The organism is Mycobacterium sp. HM-7 (assembly GCF_053852335.1).
Map to the genome: position 1 here is coordinate 2,423,069 of NZ_CM132657.1, position 23,219 is coordinate 2,446,287.

At 67.1% G+C, this 23,219-nt stretch carries 22 protein-coding genes; 12 read left to right on the forward strand and 10 right to left on the reverse strand.

All coding sequences use genetic code 11. The features are described from left to right. Nucleotide 1 precedes the first annotated feature (1 nt). Nucleotides 2-892: a diaminopimelate epimerase gene (dapF, locus tag ACWW1C_RS11650; RefSeq protein ID WP_455983579.1), complete on the forward strand. Its 891-nt coding sequence runs from the start codon at nt 2-4 to the stop codon at nt 890-892. Nucleotides 893-919: 27 nt separating this feature from the next. Beyond that, nucleotides 920-2,332, forward strand: a complete 1,413-nt coding sequence (hflX, locus tag ACWW1C_RS11655) for a GTPase HflX (protein ID WP_455983580.1) — start codon at nt 920-922, stop codon at nt 2,330-2,332. 1 nt (nt 2,333) lies between these two features. Here the strand turns inward: hflX and ACWW1C_RS11660 are convergent, their stop codons facing one another. Beyond that, on the reverse strand, nt 2,334-3,914 hold the full coding sequence (locus tag ACWW1C_RS11660) for a PE-PPE domain-containing protein (RefSeq protein WP_455983581.1): 1,581 nt from the start codon (nt 3,912-3,914) through the stop codon (nt 2,334-2,336). 411 nt (nt 3,915-4,325) lie between these two features. Between ACWW1C_RS11660 and ACWW1C_RS11665 the strand changes: the two genes are divergently transcribed. The 3 genes from ACWW1C_RS11665 to ACWW1C_RS11675 all read left to right on the forward strand — a co-directional run bounded on the left by ACWW1C_RS11665 (nt 4,326) and on the right by ACWW1C_RS11675 (nt 9,303). Then, the gene (locus ACWW1C_RS11665; RefSeq protein ID WP_455983582.1) at nt 4,326-5,669 is read left to right on the forward strand and encodes a DEAD/DEAH box helicase; all 1,344 of its coding nucleotides are present in this window, start codon (nt 4,326-4,328) and stop codon (nt 5,667-5,669) included. 97 nt (nt 5,670-5,766) lie between these two features. Continuing rightward, nucleotides 5,767-6,924, forward strand: a complete 1,158-nt coding sequence (locus ACWW1C_RS11670; protein WP_455983583.1) for an acyl-CoA dehydrogenase family protein — start codon at nt 5,767-5,769, stop codon at nt 6,922-6,924. A gap of 174 nt (nt 6,925-7,098) precedes the next feature. After that, on the forward strand, nt 7,099-9,303 hold the full coding sequence (locus tag ACWW1C_RS11675) for a sunset domain-containing protein (protein ID WP_455983584.1): 2,205 nt from the start codon (nt 7,099-7,101) through the stop codon (nt 9,301-9,303). Nucleotides 9,304-9,367: 64 nt separating this feature from the next. On the opposite strand, the gene lexA is transcribed toward ACWW1C_RS11675, so the two are convergent. Next, nucleotides 9,368-10,057 (reverse strand): transcriptional repressor LexA, encoded by a 690-nt coding sequence (gene lexA / locus ACWW1C_RS11680; RefSeq protein ID WP_455983585.1) that lies wholly within the window; start codon nt 10,055-10,057, stop codon nt 9,368-9,370. A gap of 262 nt (nt 10,058-10,319) precedes the next feature. On the opposite strand from lexA, the gene ACWW1C_RS11685 reads away from it, so the two are divergent. Further along, entirely contained in the window at nt 10,320-10,793 is a 474-nt protein-coding gene (locus ACWW1C_RS11685) for a LysM peptidoglycan-binding domain-containing protein (protein WP_455983586.1), read from the forward strand. A gap of 111 nt (nt 10,794-10,904) precedes the next feature. Next, a complete protein-coding gene (gene nrdR, locus ACWW1C_RS11690; RefSeq protein ID WP_455983587.1) occupies nt 10,905-11,369 on the forward strand; it encodes a transcriptional regulator NrdR in 465 nt (154 codons plus the stop codon). Nucleotides 11,370-11,375: 6 nt separating this feature from the next. Here nrdR and ACWW1C_RS11695 read toward each other — a convergent pair whose 3' ends face one another. Together ACWW1C_RS11695 and ACWW1C_RS11700 are read right to left on the reverse strand one after the other, a co-directional pair. Beyond that, nucleotides 11,376-12,398: an alpha/beta fold hydrolase gene (locus ACWW1C_RS11695; protein WP_455983588.1), complete on the reverse strand. Its 1,023-nt coding sequence runs from the start codon at nt 12,396-12,398 to the stop codon at nt 11,376-11,378. Nucleotides 12,399-12,443: 45 nt separating this feature from the next. Next, entirely contained in the window at nt 12,444-13,454 is a 1,011-nt protein-coding gene (locus tag ACWW1C_RS11700) for a proteasome assembly chaperone family protein (RefSeq protein WP_455983589.1), read from the reverse strand. Nucleotides 13,455-13,605: 151 nt separating this feature from the next. Between ACWW1C_RS11700 and ACWW1C_RS11705 the strand changes: the two genes are divergently transcribed. Beyond that, entirely contained in the window at nt 13,606-14,406 is an 801-nt protein-coding gene (locus ACWW1C_RS11705) for a trypsin-like serine peptidase (RefSeq protein WP_455984241.1), read from the forward strand. Here the strand turns inward: ACWW1C_RS11705 and sthA are convergent. Further along, nucleotides 14,403-15,809 carry a Si-specific NAD(P)(+) transhydrogenase gene (gene sthA / locus ACWW1C_RS11710; protein WP_455984242.1) on the reverse strand — a complete coding sequence of 469 codons (1,407 nt, stop codon included), beginning with the start codon at nt 15,807-15,809 and terminating at the stop codon, nt 14,403-14,405. The genes ACWW1C_RS11705 and sthA overlap by 4 nt on opposite strands. 179 nt (nt 15,810-15,988) lie before the next feature. Here sthA and ACWW1C_RS11715 point away from each other — a divergent pair, with 179 nt between their 5' ends. Beyond that, nucleotides 15,989-17,053 (forward strand): DUF4192 domain-containing protein, encoded by a 1,065-nt coding sequence (locus ACWW1C_RS11715; protein WP_455983590.1) that lies wholly within the window; start codon nt 15,989-15,991, stop codon nt 17,051-17,053. Between the two features lie 19 nt (nt 17,054-17,072). Here the strand turns inward: ACWW1C_RS11715 and ACWW1C_RS11720 are convergent, their stop codons facing one another. The 3 genes from ACWW1C_RS11720 to ACWW1C_RS11730 form a co-directional block, all read right to left on the reverse strand. Continuing rightward, complete coding sequence (locus ACWW1C_RS11720) at nt 17,073-17,762, reverse strand: iron dependent repressor, metal binding and dimerization domain protein (RefSeq protein WP_455983591.1); 690 nt, start codon at nt 17,760-17,762, stop codon at nt 17,073-17,075. A gap of 186 nt (nt 17,763-17,948) precedes the next feature. Continuing rightward, complete coding sequence (locus tag ACWW1C_RS11725) at nt 17,949-18,905, reverse strand: sigma-70 family RNA polymerase sigma factor (protein WP_455983592.1); 957 nt, start codon at nt 18,903-18,905, stop codon at nt 17,949-17,951. A 166-nt stretch (nt 18,906-19,071) separates the two neighbouring features. After that, complete coding sequence (locus ACWW1C_RS11730) at nt 19,072-19,467, reverse strand: DUF3099 domain-containing protein (protein ID WP_455983593.1); 396 nt, start codon at nt 19,465-19,467, stop codon at nt 19,072-19,074. A gap of 50 nt (nt 19,468-19,517) precedes the next feature. On the opposite strand from ACWW1C_RS11730, the gene ACWW1C_RS11735 reads away from it, so the two are divergent. Further along, complete coding sequence (locus ACWW1C_RS11735) at nt 19,518-19,754, forward strand: DUF3039 domain-containing protein (protein WP_455983594.1); 237 nt, start codon at nt 19,518-19,520, stop codon at nt 19,752-19,754. A gap of 10 nt (nt 19,755-19,764) precedes the next feature. On the opposite strand, the gene ACWW1C_RS11740 is transcribed toward ACWW1C_RS11735, so the two are convergent. Together ACWW1C_RS11740 and ACWW1C_RS11745 are read right to left on the reverse strand one after the other, a co-directional pair. Continuing rightward, entirely contained in the window at nt 19,765-20,730 is a 966-nt protein-coding gene (locus tag ACWW1C_RS11740) for a YihY/virulence factor BrkB family protein (RefSeq protein WP_455983595.1), read from the reverse strand. A gap of 63 nt (nt 20,731-20,793) precedes the next feature. Further along, nucleotides 20,794-20,982 carry a DUF7455 domain-containing protein gene (locus ACWW1C_RS11745; protein ID WP_029118279.1) on the reverse strand — a complete coding sequence of 63 codons (189 nt, stop codon included), beginning with the start codon at nt 20,980-20,982 and terminating at the stop codon, nt 20,794-20,796. Nucleotides 20,983-21,136: 154 nt separating this feature from the next. Here ACWW1C_RS11745 and ACWW1C_RS11750 point away from each other — a divergent pair, with 154 nt between their 5' ends. Together ACWW1C_RS11750 and ACWW1C_RS11755 are read left to right on the forward strand one after the other, a co-directional pair. Beyond that, nucleotides 21,137-21,520, forward strand: a complete 384-nt coding sequence (locus ACWW1C_RS11750) for a DUF952 domain-containing protein (RefSeq protein WP_455984243.1) — start codon at nt 21,137-21,139, stop codon at nt 21,518-21,520. A gap of 113 nt (nt 21,521-21,633) precedes the next feature. Continuing rightward, on the forward strand, nt 21,634-23,214 hold the full coding sequence (locus tag ACWW1C_RS11755) for a histidine phosphatase family protein (RefSeq protein ID WP_455983596.1): 1,581 nt from the start codon (nt 21,634-21,636) through the stop codon (nt 23,212-23,214). Nucleotides 23,215-23,219: the final 5 nt, after the last annotated feature.

The following is a 23,219-nucleotide window of genomic DNA, read 5'->3' on the forward strand; positions in this document are numbered from 1 at the left end:
TGTGCGGTTTTCGAAAGGGCACGGCACCCAGAACGACTTCGTGGTGCTGCCCGATGTCGACGCCGAACTGAAACTGACCCCCGCTGTCATCGCCGCGCTGTGCGACCGGCGCCGCGGGCTGGGGGCCGACGGCCTGCTGCGGGTGACCAAGGCCGGGGCCGCCCAGGACGCCGGTGTGTTCGACCAACTTCCCGACGGCGTCGCCGCCGACGACTGGTACATGGACTACCGCAACGCCGACGGCTCGATCGCCCAGATGTGCGGCAACGGCGTCCGCGTCTTCGCGCACTACCTGCGCGCCTCCGGCCTCGAGCACCGCGACGAATTCGTGGTCGGCTCGCTCGCCGGACCGCGGCCCGTGGTGCTGCACGGCGCCGACGGCGTCAACGCCGAGGTCACCGTGGAGATGGGCAAGGCCCGGTCGTACGGGCACGGCAAGGCCGTCGTGGCCGGGCGCACCTTCGAGGGCCTGGCCGTCGACGTCGGCAACCCGCACCTGGCCTGCGTCGACGCCTCGCTGAACATGGCCGGGCTCACCGCGCTGGACGTCGCAGCGCCGGTGTCCTTCGACGCCGACCAGTTTCCCGAGGGCGTCAACGTCGAGGTGCTGACCGCGCCCGCCAACGGGGTGGTGGCGATGCGGGTGCACGAGCGCGGTGTGGGCGAAACCCGCTCCTGCGGAACCGGGACCGTCGCTGCCACGTTGGCAGCACTGAACCACACCGGCGTGGACACCGGCAGCCTGCGGGTGGTGATCCCCGGCGGCGAGGTCAGCGTGACCATCACCGAGAGCACCAGCTTCCTGCGCGGGCCGTCGGTGCTGCTGGCGCACGGTGAACTGGCCGCCGAATGGTGGCATGAGAACGAAGGAAATTCAGATGCGTCCCGCTGACTTTGCGGGCACCATCGATAACTACTCATGACCTCTCCTTTCAATCCCGACAACATCCCCAGCGCCGGTGAACTGGCGCTCGAAGACCGCGCGGCCCTGCGCCGCGTCGCCGGGCTGTCGACCGAACTGGCCGACATCTCCGAAGTCGAATACCGCCAGCTGCGCCTCGAACGCGTGGTGCTGGTCGGGGTCTGGACCGACGGGACCTCCGCCGACGCCGACAACAGCCTTGCCGAGCTCGCCGCGCTTGCCGAGACCGCGGGCTCCGAGGTGCTCGAAGGCCTGATCCAGCGCCGCGACAAGCCGGACGCCTCGACCTACATCGGTTCCGGTAAGGCCTTGGAGTTGCGCGAGACCGTGCTCGCGACCGGCGCCGACACCGTCATCTGCGACGGTGAACTGAGTCCCGCGCAGCTGAACTCGCTGGAAAAAGTGGTGAAGGTCAAGGTCATCGACCGCACCGCGCTGATCCTCGACATCTTCGCCCAGCACGCCACCAGCCGCGAAGGCAAGGCTCAGGTGTCGCTGGCCCAGATGGAATACATGCTGCCGCGACTGCGCGGCTGGGGTGAGTCGATGTCCCGGCAGGCCGGTGGTCGCGCCGGTGGTGCCGGCGGCGGGGTGGGTACCCGTGGTCCGGGTGAGACCAAGATCGAGACCGACCGGCGACGGATCCGCGAGCGGATGGCCAAGCTGCGCCGCGAGATCAAGGACATGAAGAAGATCCGCGACACCCAGCGGCACAGCCGCCGGGCCAGCGACACGCCGTCGGTCGCGATCGTCGGCTACACCAACGCCGGCAAGTCCAGCCTGCTCAACGCGCTCACCGGCGCCGGCGTACTGGTGCAGAACGCTCTGTTCGCCACCCTCGAACCCACCACCCGCCGTGGCCAGTTGGACGACGGCCGGCCCTTCACACTGACCGACACCGTCGGGTTCGTGCGGCACCTGCCGACCCAGCTGGTCGAAGCGTTCCGTTCCACGCTGGAGGAGGTCGTCGACGCCGACCTGTTGGTCCACGTCGTCGACGGCTCCGATGCTGATCCGCTGGCGCAGATCAACGCGGTGCGCAAGGTCGTCGGTGAGGTCGTGGCCGAGTACGACGTCGCCGCACCGCGAGAGTTGTTGGTGGTCAACAAGATCGACGCCGCCGGTGATCTGGCGCTGGCCCACCTGCGGCGCGCCTTGCCGGACGCGGTGTTCGTCTCGGCGCATACCGGTGAGGGTCTGGACCGGCTGCGGCTGCGCATGTGTGAGCTGGTCGAACCGACCGATGCCGCCGTCGACGTGACCATTCCCTATGAGCGCGGCGACCTGGTGGCACGCGTGCACGCGGAAGGCCGCGTCGAGGCCACCGAGCACACCGCCGACGGCACCCGGATCAAGGGTTGGGTGCCGATGGCGCTGGCCGCCAGCCTCGGCGAGTTCGTCACCGCCTAGTTCAGGCGGCAGCCTTGGCCGGCTTGTCGGCCTTCTCGGCCTTCTCGGTGGCCGGCTTCACCGGCTTGACGGTCTTGGTGGCCTTGGGGGTCTTGTCCTTCTTCGGCTTCTTGGTCTTGTCGTTGGTCTTGTTATCGGCGCCGGTCTGACCGTCCTTGGCCGGGCCCTGCTTGGGGTCGGACGTGTCCTTGGCGTCGGTTGTCTTGGTGCCCGTCGTCGTGTCTGTGGTCTTGGTGTCGGTTGTCTTGGTGTCGGTGGCCGTGACCTCCGGGGTCTTGGTATCGACGTCCTTGGGATCGGGGGTCGGCGACGGTTTCGGTGTCGTGGCGGGAGCCAGCTTGGTGTCTCCGGTCGGGGTGGCAGACACCGCCTTCGGCGTGCTCGACCTCGTCAGGGCTGCGACCGTCGTCGGTGCCGGGGCCGGTGTGGTCGCGGCGATCGGCAGCTGCACCTTGCCACCGGTGATGTCACTGATCGCGGCCTTGACGCCCTCGCCGGCTGCGTTGATCAGGTCCTGCGTCAAGGTGATCGGATTGATCAGCGGGATCAGCCGGAACGGCGCCGGGACACCCGGGCTCAGGCTGCGGTCGTAGCCGGTGTCAATGAGGACACGCAGCACCGGGGCGACGAGGTCGACCAGCGGCTTGATGATGAAGCTGGTGTGGGTGAAGCCGCCGAACTCCAGGAACGGCCGCACCAGGGGCAGCGTCTTCGTCGGGATCGTGATGTAGGTGGTGTCGCCGTAGACGGTCTGGTTCGCCGGGTCCTTCAACGCGGCGTCCAACTCTGCGGGGGTGTACTCGAGGTCGGGAATCTCGCCCGCGTCGCTGTTGGCGTTCGGCGCCAGGTAGGTGCCGTGGGTGTACCAGAAACCGGCGATGGCGTTGAGGTCGGCGAGCAGGTTGATCGGGTACAGCGGGAAGTCGGCGACGCCGTCGTACTCGAATGCGATGTCCGTGGTCTTGATGCCCGTGTTGGTGGGTGCCGGCAGGCCGAATGTGGCATCCAGGATCGGCACCGTGCCCAGGAAGGCGAGGCGTTCGAACAGGCCGCCGTTGGGCCGGTTGGTGTTACCGATCATCACGAAGGACAAGGCGGCCTTCTGGGTGTCGGTCAAGGTGGCGAGGGTCGACTTGTACCGGCTGACGATGTTGCCGCCTTGTGAGTAGCCGAAGATGATGACGGGGTTGGTTGGCGACGCCGTCGGCAGCGCGTCCATCAGCGCGGTGTTGAGGTGCGCGATGCCTTCACCCGTCGACACGTTCCACTTGGCGCCGGACAGGCCACCCCAGCCGGGCAGAGGAATGGGCCAGAACTGGGCGGGGTAGTTGATGCCCGTCAGCGTGCAGCTGTTTGCCTGCGTGCACAGCGGATTGAACGGGGCGATGTAGTAGGTGTCCGCGTTCTCCTTGTAGCCCGCCACGATGTTGGCGTTCGGCGTGCCGGTGCCCGGGACGATCAGCGCGGTCGCGGCGAGCGTGAACGCGGCCGTGACCATCGACACCACGCCAAGCAGAACAGTGCTCAGCACCGTCAGCATCACGGCCACGGCTGCCGGGATGGTGCGTCCGAAAGCGCGCATCGCTTCGCCCCTTTTCGACATCGCCAATCCGGTGATCGGCACCTGTTTCGCATCGTCGCACTGCGGCCGGATCGGTACCCGGTGTTTGCCGAAAATTTGTCGGGTGTGTCGATTTTCCGATACGGCGGGTACCGGGCACGGTGGGTGAAATCACACCACCGCGATACCGCTTGTGGGTCAAGGTCTTTCGCTGATCCGGTCGCCGGATCCGTGGTGGTGGTCAGCAACCGGCATGGTTCGGCACTAAGCTTCGGATCAACATCGGTTGCGCACTATTGTCACAACGCGTCCGCCGATCACGTCGTGGAACGGCTGACAGCCTTCAGTTCCCTCTGCACCAGCATTTCTCGCGGCGACCGATACTGCCGCCGGCATTGTCGACCCACCGTGCCGGAAAGGCTGTATTTATCCATGTCTGCAGAACAATCGTCGTCGTTCGCTGAGCTCGGCGTCCCCGAAGCGCTCATCGCCTCGCTCGCCGGCCGCGGCATCGCCGCGCCGTTCCCCATCCAGATCAGCACCCTGCCCGACACCCTGGCCGGCCGGGACGTCCTCGGCCGCGGCCGCACGGGCAGCGGCAAGACCCTGGCGTTCTCCATTCCGCTGGTGGCCCGGCTGACCGGCGTCTCGCGGCGCCCGTCGCGACCCAGCGGCCTGGTCCTGGCTCCCACCCGTGAGCTGGCCACCCAGATCGCCGCCACTGTTGCACCTCTCGCCACCGCCATGGGGCTGAAGGTGACCACCATCTTCGGTGGCGTATCGCAGAACCGCCAGGTCGACGCGCTGCGCGGCGGTGTGGACATCGTCATCGCGTGCCCGGGCCGCCTCGAAGACCTGATGAAGCAGAAGCTCGTCAGCCTGGACGCCGTTCAGGTCACCGTTCTGGACGAGGCCGACCACATGGCCGACCTCGGCTTCCTGCCGGGCGTCACCCGGATTCTGGCGGCCACGCCCGCCGACGGGCAGCGCATGCTCTTCTCGGCGACGCTGGACAACGGCGTCGACAAGCTGGTGCGGCGCTTCCTGTCCAACCCGATCACGCACTCGGTCGACGAGATCGACGCGCCGCCGCCCGCCATGACCCACCACGTCTTCCACGTCTCGAACACGGCGGCGAAGCAGGAACTCGTGCACCGGCTGGCGTCCGGCACGGGCCGGCGCATCCTGTTCATGCGGACCAAGCACCAGGCCCGCAAGCTGGCCCGCCAGCTCACCGAGGCCGGCGTGCCGTCGGTGGACCTGCACGGCAACCTGTCCCAGCCGGCGCGTGACCGCAACCTCGCGGCCTTCAGCGCGGGGGATGCGCGGGTGCTCGTTGCCACCGACATCGCGGCGCGCGGTGTCCACGTCGACGAGGTTGAACTCGTCGTGCACGTCGATCCGCCGGCCGAGCACAAGGCTTACCTGCACCGCTCGGGCCGCACGGCCCGCGCCGGCAGCGCCGGTGACGTCGTCACCGTCGTGCTGCCCGAGCAGCGCAAAGACGCCCAGCAGTTGCTGCGCAAGGCGGGCATCACCGCCCGGCCGCAGGAAGTCGTCGCCGACTCGGCGCCGGTGCAGGCGCTGGTCGGCGAGATCGCGCCGTACCGGGCTCCCGCGCCCAAGGAGGCTCCCGCGCCTCGCGGCGGTAACCGTCCGGCCAAGACGGCGACCGCCGGCCAGGGCCAGCGCCGTCGTCGGCGTTCGGGTGGCCAGCAGGCGCCGGGTCGCGCACAGTCGGGTCGTTCGCAGTCGGGACGTACCCAGGCCCGGTAGTCCGCGCCCGGCGGCGCGTCGCATGTGGGCCCGCTCACAACCAACCGCCCGGTTGGGATAAGTTGTTGTCAAACTTATCCAGTACCGGAGGTCTCGCATGGGTGTCATCAAGTACGACCGCACGTTGTTCGAACCCGAGCACGAGCTGTTCCGCGAGTCGTACCGGGCGTTCCTGGAACGGCACGCCGAGCCCTACCGCGAGGAATGGGAGAAGGCCAAGATCGTCGACCGCGAGGTCTGGCGCGAGGCCGGTAAGCAGGGATTTCTCGGCATGGCCGTGCCCGAGGAGTACGGCGGCGGCGGGAACCCGGACTTCCGCTACAACGTCATCGTCAGCGAGGAGACCGCGGCCGGACGGCACAGCGGCCTGGGCTTCACACTGCAGAACGACGTCATCGCGCCGTACCTGCTGGAACTGACCAACGAGGAGCAGAAGAAGCGCTGGCTGCCCGGCTTCTGCAACGGTGAACTGATCGCCGCGATCGCGATGACCGAGCCCGGCACCGGCAGTGATCTGCAGGGCATCAAGACCCGCGCGGTCAAAGACGGCGATCACTACGTCCTCAACGGCTCGAAGACGTTCATCACCAACGGCATTCACGCCGACCTCGTGATCGTGGTGGCCTGCACCGACCCGGACAAGGGCGCGCAGGGCTTCAGCCTGTTCGTCGTCGAGCGCGGCATGGCGGGCTTCGAGCGCGGCCGTCATCTCGACAAGATCGGGCTCGACGCCCAGGACACCGCCGAATTGTCGTTCACGGACGTCAGAGTTCCGGCCGAGAACCTGCTCGGGGTCGAGGGCATGGGATTCGTATATCTGATGCAGAATCTGCCCCAGGAGCGCATTTCCATCGCCGTGATGGCTGCGGCCGCGATGGAGGCCGTACTCGAATCGACATTGCAATACGCCAAGGAGCGTAAAGCGTTCGGCAAGCCGATCGGCAGCTTCCAGAACAGTCGATTCGTGTTGGCCGAACTGGCGACAGAGGCCACTGCGGTGCGAATCATGGTCGACGAGTTCATTCGTCTGCATCTCGATCGAAAGCTGACAATCGACCAGGCGGCGATGGCCAAATGGTATTCGACGGAGGCGCAGGTCCGGCTGGTCGACCGGTGTCTGCAGCTGCACGGCGGCTACGGATATATGCGCGAATATCCCATTGCGCGGGCATTCCTGGACTCCAGGATCCAGACGATCTACGGCGGTACCACCGAGATCATGAAGGAGATCATCGGCCGCGGATTGGGCGTTTAGCTAATTGCCGACGCGAATTTATTCGCATATCGAAGCGCGACACACTGGCGCGTCACCGCCCGATATCCCGCACGATGGGCATGAACTGAAGCAAAGTTGACAGAATCTCTCAATCAAGAGAGTTTGTCTGACGGAATTTGTATCCGGAGTTTTGCCAACCGCGGGAGGAATTCGATGACCGGGCTGCGAACCCGTGGCGGATGGGCTGGTGTCGGGGCCCTTTCTGTCGCGGTGGCATTGCTCATGGCTCCGACGGCATTGGCGACACCGGAAGGCGACGCCGACGCGGCGATATCCCACACCTGGGATGCCGCGGGCGGTGACACGGGTGAGCTGGGCGCCAAGGACGGTGACGTCTACCAAGTCGGCGCGGGATACGCGCAGAACTTCGCGGGCGGCAAGATCTATTTCACCGAGAGCACCGGTGCCCATCTCATTTACGGCGCAATTCTCGACAAGTACCAGGCGCTGGGCGGCGCCGCGGACAGCGATCTCGGCTTCCCGACCATCGACGAGGGGGCGGGCAGGGCCACCGACAGCCGCAACAGCACGTTCAGCGCGGCCGACAAGCCGGTCATCTTCTGGACGCCCGACAACGGCGCCTGGGTCGTCCGCGGCGCGATCAACGCGGCCTGGGACAAGCTCGGCGGTTCGGCCGGCACTCTCGGCGTGCCCACCTCCGACGAATCCTGGAAGGGTGACGTCGTCTCCCAGCCTTTCACCGGCGGTGAGGTGAGCTGGAACGCCAAGACCAAGGCATTCACGACCTCGCCCGCCGATCTGGCAGGCCAACTGACCGGGCTGGACGTGCCGGGCGACGCGACGACGGCCATCGCCGCGGCCCGGCGGGCCGCCGGGGGGCCGCAGGGCACCCTCGGTGACGAGCAGGGCGCCCAGTACAAGGTCGGTGACGGCGTGGCGCAGAACTTCGCCGGCGGCACCATCTTCTATTCGCCGGCGACCGGCGCCCACGCGGTCACCGGCGACGTGCTGGCCAAGTACCGCGCGGCCGGTGGGCCGCAGGGCGATCTCGGATTCCCGGCGAGCAACGAGACCGACGGCGGCATTTCGCCGACGAGTCGGATCGCCACCTTCGCCGCGGCCGACAACCCGGCGATATTCTGGACACCCGAGCACGGCGCGTTCGTCGTCCGCGGCGCGATGAACGCGGCGTGGGACAAGCTCGGCGGCGCCACCGGGAAGCTCGGCGCGCCGACCGCTGACCAGACGGTGAACGGCGACGTCGTCAGCCAGAAGTTCACCGGCGGCTCGGTCTCGTGGAACAAGTCCAGCCGTGCGTTCAGCACCGAGCCGGCGGAGCTTGCGTCGCAGTTGAGCGGTCTGCAGGTGCCCAGCGTCGACCTGCCGGGCGGCGTGACCTCCCAGTCCGACGAGGCCGGCAAGTGGTACGAGTTCCACTGGTGGTGGCTGCTGGCGATCATCCCGCTGTTGCTGGTGGTGGTCGGCATCGTGATCGCGGCCCTGCTGCGGCGCCGGCGGGGTGCCGGTCAGGAAGTCCCCGATGACCAGGATGCGTACGACTACGACGACCACGAGTTCGGCGACGGAGAGTACGGCGACCCGCAGTACGCGGACGGCGGCGTCGACAGCGAGTACAGCGACGAATTCCCGGCGGAGGACCAGCAATTCGACGGCCCGCACGGTGGCCCCGCGTTCCAGAGCAACCCGGACGTCATCGACACCGCGCCGACGGTGTACCCCGATTTCACGGCCGAGCAGCCCGCGGACGAGCCGGTCGCCGGTGAGCCGGACGCCGATGCTGAGACGCAAGCCGAAGTTGACGCCGAGCCCGTCGACGCGGCCGAGCCCTACGAGCCAGAGCCGCAGGCGAGCGACGCCGATGGCGCTGACGAACCAGCCGATGAGCCGACGGCATCGGTGCAACTGCCGGACGCGCTGCGTCGCGGTGGCGCGGCGGCGGGTCTGACCGCTGCCGGGTTGGCGGGCTTCGCGGGCCTTCGGCCGCGGAATCCGGGCGACCGAGCCTGGGCTGCGCCGGCTGCTGCCGACGCCGGGGACCAGGACGCTGATGAACGTGCGCCCCAGCCCGAGGAGCAGGTCGCCGAGGCCGAGCCGCACGTCGACGAGCCGCCTGCGATCGCGACGCCCGCGGAGGACACCGCGGCCGGCCCGGCCAGCGGCAGGCATCACGCGCTCGGCGCGGAGGAGCCCGAGACCGCGCAGATGTCGTTCCGCGTCGCGACCGGTGCCGAGCCGCCCGAAGGTTACGTCATCAAGGCCAACACCAAATCAGGCCTGTACTGGGTGCCGGGGGCTCCCGGATACGACGACGCCGACGTTGAAATCTGGTTCGCCAGTGAGGAATTCGCGGTCACCAACGGATTCGTTCGAGGCTGACCGTAGACGGTTGAGCCCCGCTGCGAGCGACTGCAGCGGGGCTCACCTGTAGGTCCGGCGGGCGTCAGATCTTGCGGATGACGGTCACGACCTTGCCGAGGACGACGGCGTCGTTGCCCGGGATCGGATCGAATGCCGGGTTGTGCGGCATCAGCCACACCTGGCCCTTGGCGCGCTTGAAGGTCTTCACCGTGGCTTCGCCGTCGATCATCGCCGCGACGATGTCACCGTTGTCGGCCACATTCTGCTGCCGCACGACGACCCAGTCGCCGTCGCAGATCGCGGCGTCGATCATGGACTCGCCGACCACCTTCAGAAGGAACAACGAGCCCTCGCCCACGAGTTCTCGGGGGAGTGGGAAGACGTCTTCGACGGCCTCCTCGGCGAGGATCGGGCCGCCGGCGGCGATCCGGCCGAGCACCGGGACGAAGGTCGGCTCGGGCAGCGCGTCGGAACCGGCGACATCGGTGGTGATGGTGGCTCCGGTCGCGTCGTCGGCGCCGCGGACGTCCACGGCGCGCGGACGGTTCGGGTCCCGGCGCAGATAACCCTTCTTCTCCAGCGTGCGCAGCTGGTGGGCCACCGACGAGGTTGACGTGAGGCCGACGGCATCGCCGATCTCCCGGATGCTGGGCGGGTAGCCGCGGGTGGTCACCGAGGCGCGGATCACGTCGAGGATGGTCCGCTGACGTTCGGTGAGGCTGCTGGATCGTCCGCCTGTCTGGGTGTCCGGGGTATCGGTGCTGTCGCTCATAGGGACGAATCTAGCCCAGTGCACCCGAATCATCAAACATGTGTTCGAGATGGCCGGATCGGCGTGTCGCGGGCGGGATCTGGTTGTGACGCCGGTTGTGACGTGGTGAAAGCGGTGACGAAGTCGCGGAACGGAACTTGTCGGTGGGTGGTCGTATCGTTCGCAACAGTTCGATCACATGTTCTACCGTTCGAACGTTTGGGCGATATAGTCGAACATAAGAGCGATCGAACCTATGTACGAACTCCTGAGAGGAACCGACATGACCGTCATCACCCGCGAATACCCGACCGACGTCGTCGTCCGCACCGTGCCTCGGCGTGGAGATGTGAATCGTCAGCGGCAGGCCCGGCTGCGGCCGGCCGGTTCCCGTCCCTCGGGTGCGGCGTTCCGGCACCGGGGCACCGGCGTGCTGACGTCTCGCGCCTCGCACCGGAGCAACCCGATCACGCCGTTGACGACGGTGATGCTGGCGCTGGTCGCGGCGGGGATCACCGTATGGCTGGGCCTGGTGGCGCAGTTCGGGGAGGCCGTCCAGCCGACCTCGTCGGCCGCCTCCGTGCCCGCGCAGCTCGCGGTGGTCCGGGTGCAGACGGGAGAGTCGATTCAGCAGGTGGCGCGGCGGGTGGCGCCCGACGCACCGGTCAGCGCCGTCGTCGACCGCATCAAGGAACTGAACAAGTTGCCGTCGGTGGCGCTGAACGCCGGGCAGACGCTGATCGCGCCGGTCGGCTGAGGACAGCCCGTGCGCACCTCGATCGGCACGGCGCCCGGCCGCGTCAGAGCGGCACGGGTAGGCTCGAGACCGTTCGAAACGGTCGATTGTCGGTGCGGCGAAGGAGCGGTGATGCACTGTCCGTTCTGCCGGCATCCGAACTCGCGTGTGGTCGATTCGCGAGAAGCTGATGAAGGGCAGGCGATTCGGCGTCGCCGGTCGTGCCCGGAATGCGGTCGCCGGTTCACCACGGTGGAGACTGCGGTCGTTTCGGTGGTCAAACGCAGCGGAGTCACCGAACCGTTCAGCCGGGACAAGGTGATCAAAGGCGTACGGCGCGCGTGCCAGGGTCGGCAGGTCGACGACGACGCCTTGAATCAATTGGCGCAGAAGGTCGAAGATGCGGTGCGGGCCACCGGATCTCCCGAAGTGCCGAGCCATGAGGTCGGGTTGGCGATCCTCGGGCCGCTGCGCGACCTGGACGAGGTCGCCTATCTGCGGTTCGCGTCGGTGTACCGCTCGTTCTCGTCCGCCGAGGACTTCGAACGCGAAATCGAGGCGCTGCGGGCACACCGCGGCGTGACGTCGTCGGGCTGACGGCCGCTAGGTCGCGCTGCGTTCGTCGGTCTCGAGTGCGTCGAGTACCGCAACCTTCGTATCGAGCGGGGCGTCGATCGATTTGGCGGTGACGCCGGCCTGCAGGAGGCCGCGCAGGGCATCGCGGTCGTAAACCGATGGCGTGGTCGTGTCGATGAAATTCTCGACGAGCGCCACGAATCGATCGGGGTCGTCATGAAATGGGAAATGTCCCGAGTTGTCGAAGAATTCGAGCCGGGAGCCCGGCATCGCCGCATGTGCCAGTTCTCCGTGGGCAGCCGGGATGACGGCATCCTGGGTGCCCCAAACCAATTGCACCGGAATGGCTTCGGTCAAATAACATCGGTCCAGCATCGTCACCACCTGGCCGCGCCAGTCGACCACTGCGCGTAGCGTCCGGGCGAAGGCGGATGAGGCCTTGGGCTCGGGCAGGTCGTTCAGAATTCGCAGCATGTTCGGCAGGTCGTGGCCCAGGCCGGTCGACCCGAGCAGCGCTCCGCCGAGGCGCCCGGCGAGCTGAAGAGCCGGCAGTACCAACGGGATTCGCAATAACGCCAGGGCCTCGGTGCCCAGTGGCAACGCCGCGAGCCGCAGTGCGATGTTCACGTCGCGGGTGACACCGCCGGCACCGACCAGTACCAGGCGATCGATCAACTGCGGGAACTGGTAGGCGAACTGCATGGCCACGCCGCCGCCCAACGAATGACCGATGACCGTCACGCGGTCGATGTCGAGCACGCTGAGGAGGTCCCGCATGCCGTTGGCGTACGCGGCAACCGAATAGTCGGCGCGCGGCTTGTCGGACTGACCGTGACCCAGCAGGTCCGGGGCGATGACGGTGAACCGCTGGGCGAGGCGCGTCTGCACGGTTTCCCACGTCGTGGAGTTGTCGCCGATGCCGTGGATCAACAGGATCGCCGGACCGGAGCCGGCCACCCGGTAGGCCCGCCGGTAACCATGGATGGTGCGGTATTCCAGGCGGGGTGTCACGTCACGTACAGAATGCAGGTTGGGCTTTCCGTCGGGCATCGTCCCAGCTCCTTCCCATCGTGTCGGCGAGGCCGACCGCGTGGGTCAGTCGCCTGCGGTGCCGTCGGCGCCCTGGTCGGGATCGGCGAATCCGTCACCGGACTGTTCGGCGAGGAACTGTTCGAACTGGGCGCCGAGTTCGTCGCCGCTGGGTAGTTCCTCGTCCCGTGCCAGCAACGACCGATTCTCCTGAGCAGCGACGAACGAATCGTACTGTTGTTCCAGTGCACTGACCACTTGAGCGACTTCGGAGCTGGCCTCCACCTGTTCGCTGATCTTCGTGTACACCTCGGCACCCGCCTCCGACAGCGCCTGCAGCGGAATCTGCAGCGACGCGATCCGTGAGACCTCGCCCAGCAGGGCCTCGGCGGCCGGCGGGTACGCGGTCTGCGCCAGGTAGTGCGGCACGTGCACGGTGAAGCCCAGCGCCTCGTGGCCGTGCTGAATCATCCGGTATTCCAACAGATTCGACACACTGGCCGGGACCTGCACCTCGCCCACCCACGGTGTGTGGTCGGCGATCAGCTCCTTGTTGCCCGCATGCGCCGTCAGGGTGACGGGGCGGGTGTGCGGGACCGCCATCGGGATGGCGCCCAGCCCGATGACCTGGCGGACGCCGAGGCGCTCGGAGAGCAGCCGCACCGCGGTGATGAAGCGTTCCCAGCGCAGGTCCGGCTCCATGCCGGCGAGCAGCAGGAACGGCGTCCCGGCGGTGTCGTGCAGCGCGTACAGGTTCAGCTCGGGATCGTCGTACTTGGTGAAGTGATCGGTGGTGAACGTCATCAGCGGACGTCGCGACCGGTAGTCCAGCAGTTCGTCGATGGCGAACGAGGCGACCAACTCGGTGTCGAGCGTGTTCTTCAGATGCTCAGCGGCCAGCTTGATGGCGTGGCCTGCGTCGGAGAAGCCTTCGAGGGCGTGCACCATCACCGGGCCGCGGCCGTCGGCGGCAGACAGCTGCGGCGCGGGGAACTCCAGCTCGTACATGCCGCTCTGCTCGGGCTGGTACTGCTGGCCCTGGCGCTCGTCGGGCGCGTTCCCGTCGTGCTCGCTCATTCACACTCCTTGCCGTACTGCGTGCCACACCTCGCTGGATGTGTCTCCTACAAGTGTCGCGCATTATCGCGTTGTTCCCGGTGGCACCCCGCAGTACGCCATGGTGCACCAGGTGCTGCCCGTGCTGCTGGGATCGGGCAAGATCGGACAGATGCTGGGCACCCGATTGGCCGTGAGCGCATTCATCGCGCTGCTGGCCACTGCGTGCACCCCGCCCGCGATCAGGGCCGATCCGCGTACCGGCGACGTCGGAGCGGTCACCGCAGGCCCGGCCGCGGTCCCCGGGCCACGTCCGGACCCGCGCGTCGGAGCGGTGTTCCTGGGCAGCGATTCGGTGCACACCTGCAGTGGCGCGGTGCTCGATTCGCTGGCAGGGAACCTGATCATCACGGCCGCCCACTGTCTGGACGCGTCGTTCGACGCGACGTTCGCACCCGGTTACCGCGGCGGCGTGCCCGGGGACTTCTGGCACGTCGACGCGGTGTATCTCGACCCGCGATGGGTCCGACGCCAGGATCCCGCTGCCGACTTCGCGATCGCGCGGGTCAGCCGCGGCGGCGCGGCCTCGACCGAAACGCTGGAACATCGCGCCGGCGGCGGGTTCGTGCTGGGCGTGGCACCGGGCCCGGATGTTCCGATCACAGTGACGGGATACCCGCTCGGTGACGGCGGGGTCCAGGTCAGTTGCAGTGGGCCGACGTCACTTCCGGACCGTGGGTTCCCGGCGCTGCGCTGTCCCGGGCTGGTGGACGGCACCAGTGGCTCGCCGTGGGTGTCGGCGGCCGAGGTCAGGGGAGTGGTCGGCGGGCTGCAGGGTGGTGGCTGCAGCAACAACGAGCTGTCCTACTCGTCGCCGTTCGATGTGCAGATTCAGGTGCTGTATCAGCGTGCCCAGGAGGGCGGTCCGGCGGACCGGGCCACCGGCGCCCCCGACGACGGCTGCAGTACCTAGCCTTTGAACTGGTTCAGGGCCCGCAGTTTGTTCATCACGTCGAGCGCGGCGACCTTGTAGGCCTCGGAGAAGGTCGGGTAGTTGAAGACGGCGTCGACCAGGTACTCCACGGTCCCACCGCAACCCATCACGGCCTGGCCGATATGGACCAGCTCGGTGGCGTTCGAACCGAAGATGTGCACGCCGAGCAGGGTCAGGTCCTCGGTGGACACCAGCAGTTTGAGCATCCCGTACGAGTCGCCGGCGATCTGCCCTCGGGCCAGTTCCCGGTAGCGCGACACACCGACCTCGTACGGGACCGAGCTGTCGGTCAGATCGACCTCGGTGGCGCCGACGTACGACACCTCGGGGATGGAGTAGATGCCGATCGGCTGCAGTTCCGTCATGCCCTTACAGGGCTCGCCGAAGGCGTGGTAGGCCGCCAGCCGGCCCTGATCCATCGAGGTGGCGGCCAGCGCCGGGAATCCGATGACATCACCGACCGCGTAGATGTGGTCGACCTTGGTCTGGTAGTTGTCGTCGACGAATATCCTTCCGCGGCTGTCGATCTCGAGGCCGGCCTGGGCGACGTCGAGGTGCTCGGTCTGCCCTTGACGGCCGGCCGAGTACATCACCGTCTCGGCCGGGATCTGTTTGCCACTGGCCAGCGTGGTCAAGGTGCCACCGGGACCGACGTCCACCGCGGTCACCTCTTCGCCGAACCGGAATGTCACCGCAAGGTCGCGCAGGTGGAATTTGAGGGACTCGATGATCTCGGAATCACAGAAGTCCAACATCGTCGGACGCTTCTCGATGACGGTGACCTTGGTGCCGAGCGCGGCGAACATCGACGCGTACTCGATACCGATGACGCCGGCGCCCACCACGACCATCGACTGCGGCAGGCTCTTGAGGTCAAGGATTCCATCGGAATCCAGTACGCGCTCCTCATCGAACTTCACGCCGGGTGGGCGTACCGGTTTGGTGCCGGTCGCGATGACGACGTAGCGCGCCTTGATGTTGACGTTCTCGTCGCGTGTCGGGTCCTCGATGACCAGGGTGTGCGGGTCGAGGAACCGGCCGTGCCCTTCGAACAGCTCGACACCGTTGCGCAGGAGCTGATTACGCACGACGTCCTGCTCGCGGCCGATGACGTGCGTGGTCCTGCGCAGCAGGTCGGCGGGCGTGATCCGTTCCTTCACGCGGTAGCTGGACCCATACAGTTCGCGCTGACTCATGCCGGTGAGATAGACGACGGCCTCGCGCAGCGTCTTGGACGGGATGGTCCCGGTATTCACACAGACGCCGCCGAGCATGCGTCCGCGCTCGATGACCGCGACGGATTTTCCCAGCTTGGCGGCGGCGATGGCGGCCTTCTGCCCACCCGGGCCGGATCCGATGACGACGAGGTCGAACTCCTGCATGGAACCCATGACAGCCAGGTTGGCACGGCGCGCGCGATCACGCAGCCCGATCATCGGCGAACTTTGCGGAAACACCTCGAGCGCTACCCGTTATCCACAGATCCGAGTTCATCCACAGACCGGTCCGCCGGTGGCATCAGCGGCCGATTGCTGACGGTCCGCGCTGCCACCTTCGGTGCATGACAACTTTCAGCTCATTCGATTTCCAACTGAACCGGCCCGGCGCCCTGATCGCGGCGGTGCCCGCGGTCCTGGGGTTTGCGCCGGAGAAGTCACTGGTGCTCGTCACCATCATCGGCGGCGAGATGGGCGCGGTCCTGCGCGTGGACCTGTCGGAAGGATTCTTCGATGCCTTGCCCGACGCTCTCGGGCATCTCGCCGACATGGCCACTGCGGCGGATGCGGACGCCGCCATCGCGGTGATCGTCGACGAGCACAGCATCGACTGCCCGATGTGCGCAGACCTGTACCGCGATGTGAGCGACGAACTCGGTGAGGCGCTGTCCGATCACGGCATCGAACTGCTCGCGGTCCACGTGGTGGACCGCGTGGCGGCCGGCGGCCGATGGCATTGCGCCGACGGCTGCGGGAACGCCGGTGTCGTCGAGGATCCCGAGTCGTCGCCGGTCACCATGGCGGCGGTGCTCGACGGCCGTCGCCTCTACGCCCGGCGCGCGGACCTCGTCGAGGTCGTCGCCGTCACCGATGCCCGGCGTGCTGAAGCCTTGCGGCCGGCGATCGAAAAGCGTGCTGCCGCAGTGAATTACTCCGGTCGTCCCGATGCCGAGGTGCGTGCCGACGTCGAACATGCGGTGGCCTGTGCCACCGGTTCGTCGGAGGGCGCGCCGCTACCCGACGACGATGCGGTGCGGCTGGCTTGCGCGGTGGCGGACGCGCGGGTGCGGGACACCTTGTATGCGTTGGCAGTCGGCGCGAACGCCGCCGAGGCCGAGTCGGTGTGGGCTGCCCTGACCCGCATGCTGCCCGCGCCGTGGCGAGTGGAGGCGCTGGTGCTGCTGGCATTCAGTGCCTATGCCCGCGGCGACGGGCCGCTTGCGGGGGTGGCACTGCAGGCCGCGTTGGACGTCGACAGCGGGCATCGGATGGCCGGAATGCTCGACGCAGCACTGCAGTCCGGAATGCGTCCGGACCGCATTCGTGAACTTGCGCTCACCGGCTACAAACTGGCGGAGCGCCTCGGCGTCCAGATGCCGCCGCGCAGCATCTTCGGCAGGTCGGCGTGACCGTTTCGCAGCGCGCGAATCAGACCTTCTCGACCCGGACCGCGTGGGCCATGTGATGCGGCAACTCGACCTGCTCGTGTCCGGGGATGACGATCATGACGCTGCCGTGCTCGGTGGCCTGCACCGTGACACGCGCGTTCGGTACGACGCCGGCGTCCTTGAGCCGGGCGATCAGCTCGGTATCGCCCTGGACGTGTTCTGTCAGCTGGCGCACCCGGACCGCGACTGGGAATCCGGTGGGCAGTTCGGTGAGCCGGACGAGGCTGACGTCGGAATCGCCGGTGGGCATGACGCCGAGTTCGGCGAGGCCCGGGATCGGGTTACCGAACGGCGACGTGGTCGGGTTGTCGAGGACCTGGACCAGCCGGCGCTCGACGTCCTCGCTCATCACGTGTTCCCAGCGGCACGCCTCGGCGTGTACTTCTTCCCACGGCAGGCCGATCACGTCGACCAGCAGGCGCTCGGCAAGCCGGTGCTTGCGCATCACCGACACCGCCAGCGAACGGCCCTTGTCGGTGAGTTCCAGGTGGCGATCACCGGCGACGTGCAGCAGCCCGTCGCGCTCCATGCGCGACACCGTCTGGCTGACGGTAGGGCCGCTCTGCTCGAGTCGTTCGGCAATGCGCGCACGCAGCGGCACCACGCCCTCTTCTTCGAGGTCGTAGATCGTCCGCAGGTACATCTCGGTCGTATCGATCAGATCGTTCATGCCAAATCCTCCAGGCCTCCGCCGGTGCCCAGCTTACCGGTTTGGCCGGGTCATCAGGCATCCACCACGGCCGATCGACGCGGTGATCGATGCGGCGGCCATCCGCGGGCGGCCCGGCCGCGAAAAACGGTGCCCGCCGGGTAATCCGGCGGGCACCAGGGGGGTGCAGTTGTGGGTGGTTGCGGATCAGCTCGCGTAGGCCCGCAGGCGCTCGGCACGCTCGCCGTTGCGGAGCTTCGACATGACCTCGCGCTCGATCTGCCGCACCCGCTCACGGGAGAGGCCGAACAGCTTGCCGATCTGATCCAGGGTGCGGGGCTGGCCGTCGTCCAGGCCGAACCGCAGCCGGATCACCTGCTGCTCGCGCTCGTCCAAGGTGGCGAGCACGTGCCGGATGTCGGTGTGCAGCAGCTCCGAGATCACGGCGTTCTCGGCGGAGAGCGCCTCGGAGTCCTCGATGAAGTCGCCGAGCGGAGCTTCCTCGTCGGTGCCGACCGGCATGTCGAGGCTCACCGGGTCACGGCTGTGCTCGAGCAGGTCGTTGATCTTCTCGACCGGGATGCCCGACTCTTCGGCGAGCTCTTCGTCGGTGGCCTCACGTCCCAGGCTCTGGTGCATCTCGCGCTTGATCCGCGCGAGCTTGTTGACCTGCTCGACCAGATGGACGGGGAGCCGGATCGTGCGGCTCTGGTCGGCCATGCCGCGGGTGATCGCCTGACGGATCCACCAGGTGGCGTAGGTCGAGAACTTGAAGCCCTTGGCGTAGTCGAACTTCTCCATCGCCCGGATCAGGCCCAGGTTGCCTTCCTGGATCAGGTCCAGCAGCGGCATGCCGCGACCGGTGTAGCGCTTGGCCAGCGAGACCACGAGGCGCAGGTTGGCTTCGAGCAGGTGCCGGCGCGCGGCTTCGCCGTCGCGGACGATGGCCGCCAGGTCGCGCTTGCGGTTGTCGCCGAGACGCTTCTTGGTCTCCAGCAGGTGGGCCGCGTACAGGCCCGCCTCGATGCGCTTGGCCAGTTCCACTTCGTCCTCGGCGTTGAGCAGGGCGGTCTTACCGATGCCGTTGAGGTAGACGCGCACCAGGTCCGCGGCGGGACTCTGTGCGTCAAGGTCGGAATCGATACGGCGTGTGGCGTTTGCCATTTGCGGCCTCCTGCTCGTGCTCAGCTCGAACTGTCACTAGCTTCAACGCCGAAGGGGCAGGAGAAGTTCCCGAGGCCCTCTTCGTTCATGGCCTCTGACCTGCGGTTTTTCCCGGTCGACCTGAGAATGTCCTTAGAAAGGAGAAAGAAGGAAACTCAGGTGGAGGTCAGGGCTCGACATCGCCGTCGATGACCGGGTGCCGGTCCTCGATTGCCGGGCGCTCCGCCGTCGGGAACATGGGTGCCCGCCGGGCCGCGTCGTAACGGCGCGGCTCCTGTGCGGTGCGCGGCGGCCGGTCGTTGGCGATGAGTACCGCGATCCACGGCAGGGGAATGGATGCGATCAGGATGGCCAGCGAGATGAGGCCGTTGTGCCAGATGCTGTAAGCGAGGGCAGCCAGCAACAGCGCCGGCACGCGGAACGACATGATGGTGAGGTAGCGGCGAACGCGCGCGCGGTGCTGCTCCTCGTAGGCGGGTGCTGCGCGAGTGATGAGGACCGGCCGACCATCGTCGTCGAAACTCAGCTCAGGGCCGTGTTTCATCCTTCTACTGTCCCACATCTGGCTCAGTGCCGCCGCGACCGGTTCGCCTGAAGTGCCACAATGAGTTCATGGAGACCGACACCCTCGAACGTACCGATTCCGATGAACAGGTCGACGACGGTACGGACGACGACCGACCCAAGCATTTCCACTACGTCAAGAAGGACAAGATCGCCGAGAGCGCGGTCATGGGCACCCATGTCGTCGCCCTGTGCGGCGAGGTGTTCCCGGTGACCAAGTCGCCCAAGCCCGGCTCGCCGGTGTGCCCGGACTGCAAGCGCATCTACGAACAGATGAAGAAATAGCCGCAGCCGGTCAGGCCGGCGGATCCGGCGCCGGTTCGGCGGGCTGATCGTTGGTGAGGGTCTCGGCCTTCTCCTCGAGCCATTCGCGCAGGCGCCGGGCGTGGGTGTCCGGCGCCGGCCATTCCTCCTGGATCGCCGCGTTGAGTTCGGCGCCGATCATGATCGCGAAGCCGAGCGCGAACGCGAACAGCAGGAACGCGATGGGTGTCGCCAGTGCGCCGTACGTGTAGCCCGTCGCGGTGATCCAGGTCAGATAGAACCGCAGTCCCACCGTCGCGACCACGAAAACCACGGTGGCCAGCAGTGCGCCGAACAGCAGCCGATGGGTCGGCAGCGGTTTGGGCAGCGACACCCGGTAGAGCACCGTCACGGCCAGCACGATGCCAAGCAGCAGCACCGGCCAGTACCCGTACTTCATGGCGTTGGACCAGGCTTCGGGAATGTGCTGGGCGATCTTCATCGGTCCGATGGCGGCCACCGGGGCGGTCGCGATCACGAACAGCAGCATCACGAGATACAGGCCGAGCGCGTAGAACCGCTGCCGCACGGGATGGCGCAGCGGCGTCTGGTCATGTGCCTCGACGACCGCGTCGACGAACGCCGAGATCGCCGACGACCCCGCCCACAGCGAGATGACGAACCCGAGGGACACCACCTCGCCGCGGGCGCCGACCGCGATATCGCGCACGGTCGGCTGGATGATCTCGTTGATGACGTTCGGCGAGAAGAAGTTCTTCGCCGTACCGATCAACTGCTCCTGGATCATCGGCAGCGTCTCGGGACCGAACAGCGGTGCCACGTACGCCAAGCTGCCCAGCATCCCCAGCAGCAGTGGTGGAAGTGACAACGCCGACCAGAACGCCGCCTGGGCCGACTCCGAGAAGATCGAGTCGTCCCAGCTCTTCGTCAGCGCACGTCGGATAATCCGCAACACGTGATGACGCGTCGGCTTGATCGGAGGAGTCTGGTCGTTCATGACCAGACCAGCATTACCGAAGAGACCCCATCAGGACCGTATTTGAGGTGACCGGCGGGTCACTCAGTCCTCGCTGCTGACCACCAGCACGGCAGCCAATTCGACCAGCTTGGATTCGTGCTCGTTGGCGTGGTGTTGGCAGAACAGAAGCTCCATGCCGGACGGCAGGGTAGCGCGAACGCGGGCGGCAGCACCGCACCGGTCACAGCGGTCGGCCCGTGTCAGTGTCGGGCCCGTCAGAGTTGCGTTCATGGCGCCTCCTTCTGCTCGTCGCCGCCTGGGCGCTTTGCCGGTTACACATCTCTACTCTGTCAGACGATTTGGATTCCAGCGTTGTTCCCCGGGTGTTCACGGGTGTGTCGTGTCTCACCTATCGCTGGAGTTGCGGGCGCGGCAGGCTGACCGCATGATCGCCGCGCCCGCATTCCTGGTCCATCTGTGCAGTGAAACGGATTGGGCGCGTGCTCGGTTCGATGGTGAGCTCCGGCCGCCCTCGCTGGACGAGGTCGGGTTCGTGCACCTGTCGGCGCCGGAACAGGTCCACCTGCCGGCCAACCGGCTGTACCGCGGCCGGTCGGACCTCGTGCTGCTGGTGTTGGACCCCGAGTTGCTGGCGTCGCCGGTTCGCTGGGAGCCCGGGGTGCCGACGGATCCGGCCTCGATGCTCTTCCCTCATCTGTACGGCGCGCTCCCTGTCGGCGCGGTGATCCGCACCGTGCCCTACCGGCCTGACGCCGAGGGAGTTTTCGCAGCTCTACTCGCGAATTTCGGCGGCGACGCCGTTGGTTAACGGCAAATGAACGACAGTCTGAGAAATCTGTCCACTCATTGGGAATGTGGCCCGAATCACGGTCGGGGGATTGGCACGATCGCGCGCGTAAATATCCCCGACACGGTGAGGGCATGATCAACCACACGAATTCTGAAGACGCGACGGGCAAGCGCCGTCGCGCAAGAGGGCTGAAGGGACTCGGTGTCGCGTTGACGGCGAGCGCTCTTCTGGTCATGTCGGCGCTGCCGGCATGGGCGGCCGAGAACATGACGATCACGTTCATTCGGCACGGTCAGTCGTACGGCAATACGTCGGGCAACATCGACACCCAGGTGCCGGGCCCGGTCCTGACGCCGGACGGTCAGCAGCAGGCCAAGGACATCGCGGCCCAGCTCGGGGACCGGAACTTCGATGCCATCTACGCGTCCACCATGGTGCGGACGCAGCAGACGGCTGTGCCGTTGTCGCAGTACCTGGGTCTGCCGATCCAGGTGTTGCCGGGTCTGCAGGAGATCGAAGCCGGCAAGTACGAGGGCACCCCGGAACGCGCGGGTCTCTTCGGCTACCTGACGGCGCCGCTGGCGTGGGCGGGTCTTTCGGTGACTCCGCCGCCCAACATCAGCTTCAATCCGATCACCCCGAACCTGGACGCGTTCATCCCGTCCGCGGCCGATCCGACGACCGGTCTGACCGGCCATCAGTTCCAGGATCGGGTCAACGGCGCCCTGCAGACGATCTACGACAACGGTGATCGCAACGCGGCGGTGTTCTCGCACGGCGGCACCATCATGATCTGGACGATGATGAACGCCAAGAATCTGAGCGCCGAGCAGAAGATCATGCTGTTCACGCAGCATCCGCTCGGCAACACCGGCGTGGTGGTCGTCGAGGGCAACCCCGAAGACGGCTGGAACCTGGTCGAGTGGAACGGCGTCAAGATCGCCGGCATGCAGAAGGGCCCGATCGAGAATGTGATGACCCAGGTCCGCACGCTGTCTCGTCAGCTCAACTCGGTGGTGCAGGACGTCGCCGCGGCGTTCCAGACCGGGAACGTCGGCAAGATTCTGACGGCGATCAACCACGGTGCGGCCGATGCGTTGTTCTCGACGGCCAAGTTCGTCCGGGCCATCAACGCCCAGGTCATCGGTGGCGTCACCACGGCAATCGACAACCTGCAGAAGAAGCTGGCTCCGCCGGCTCCGGCTGCGGGCACGCAGACCACCACCCCGACCTCGGGTGCAGCGGTCTCGCCGGCCGGCCTGTCGGCTCCGGTTGCGGCCAAGGCTGCGGCCGCGGCGCAGGCGGGCGACTCACCGGCCAAGGTTGCCGACGCTCCGGCGTCGGACAACAAGGTCGACGGTCAGGCCAAGGCTGATGCCGCCAAGGCCGACGCCGACGCCGCGAAGGCGGAGGGCCAGGCCAAGGCCGACGACGCCCAGGCCGACGCCGACGCCGCGAAGGCGGAAGGCCAGGCCAAGGCGGACGACGCCAAGACCAAGGCTGACGCGAAGAAGGCTGCGGCTGAGGCCAAGAAGGCCGCGGCGAAGGCCAAGGCCGAGGAAAAGAAGGCTGCCGCCGAAGCCAAGAAGGCCGAGGCCAAGGCAAAGGCTGATGCCAAGAAGGCTGCCGCTGAGGCCAAGAAGGCCGAGGCCAAGGCCAAGGCGGAATCTGCCAAGGCGACCGCCGGCGCAGGCGCCGGCAGCACCGACTGACGGTT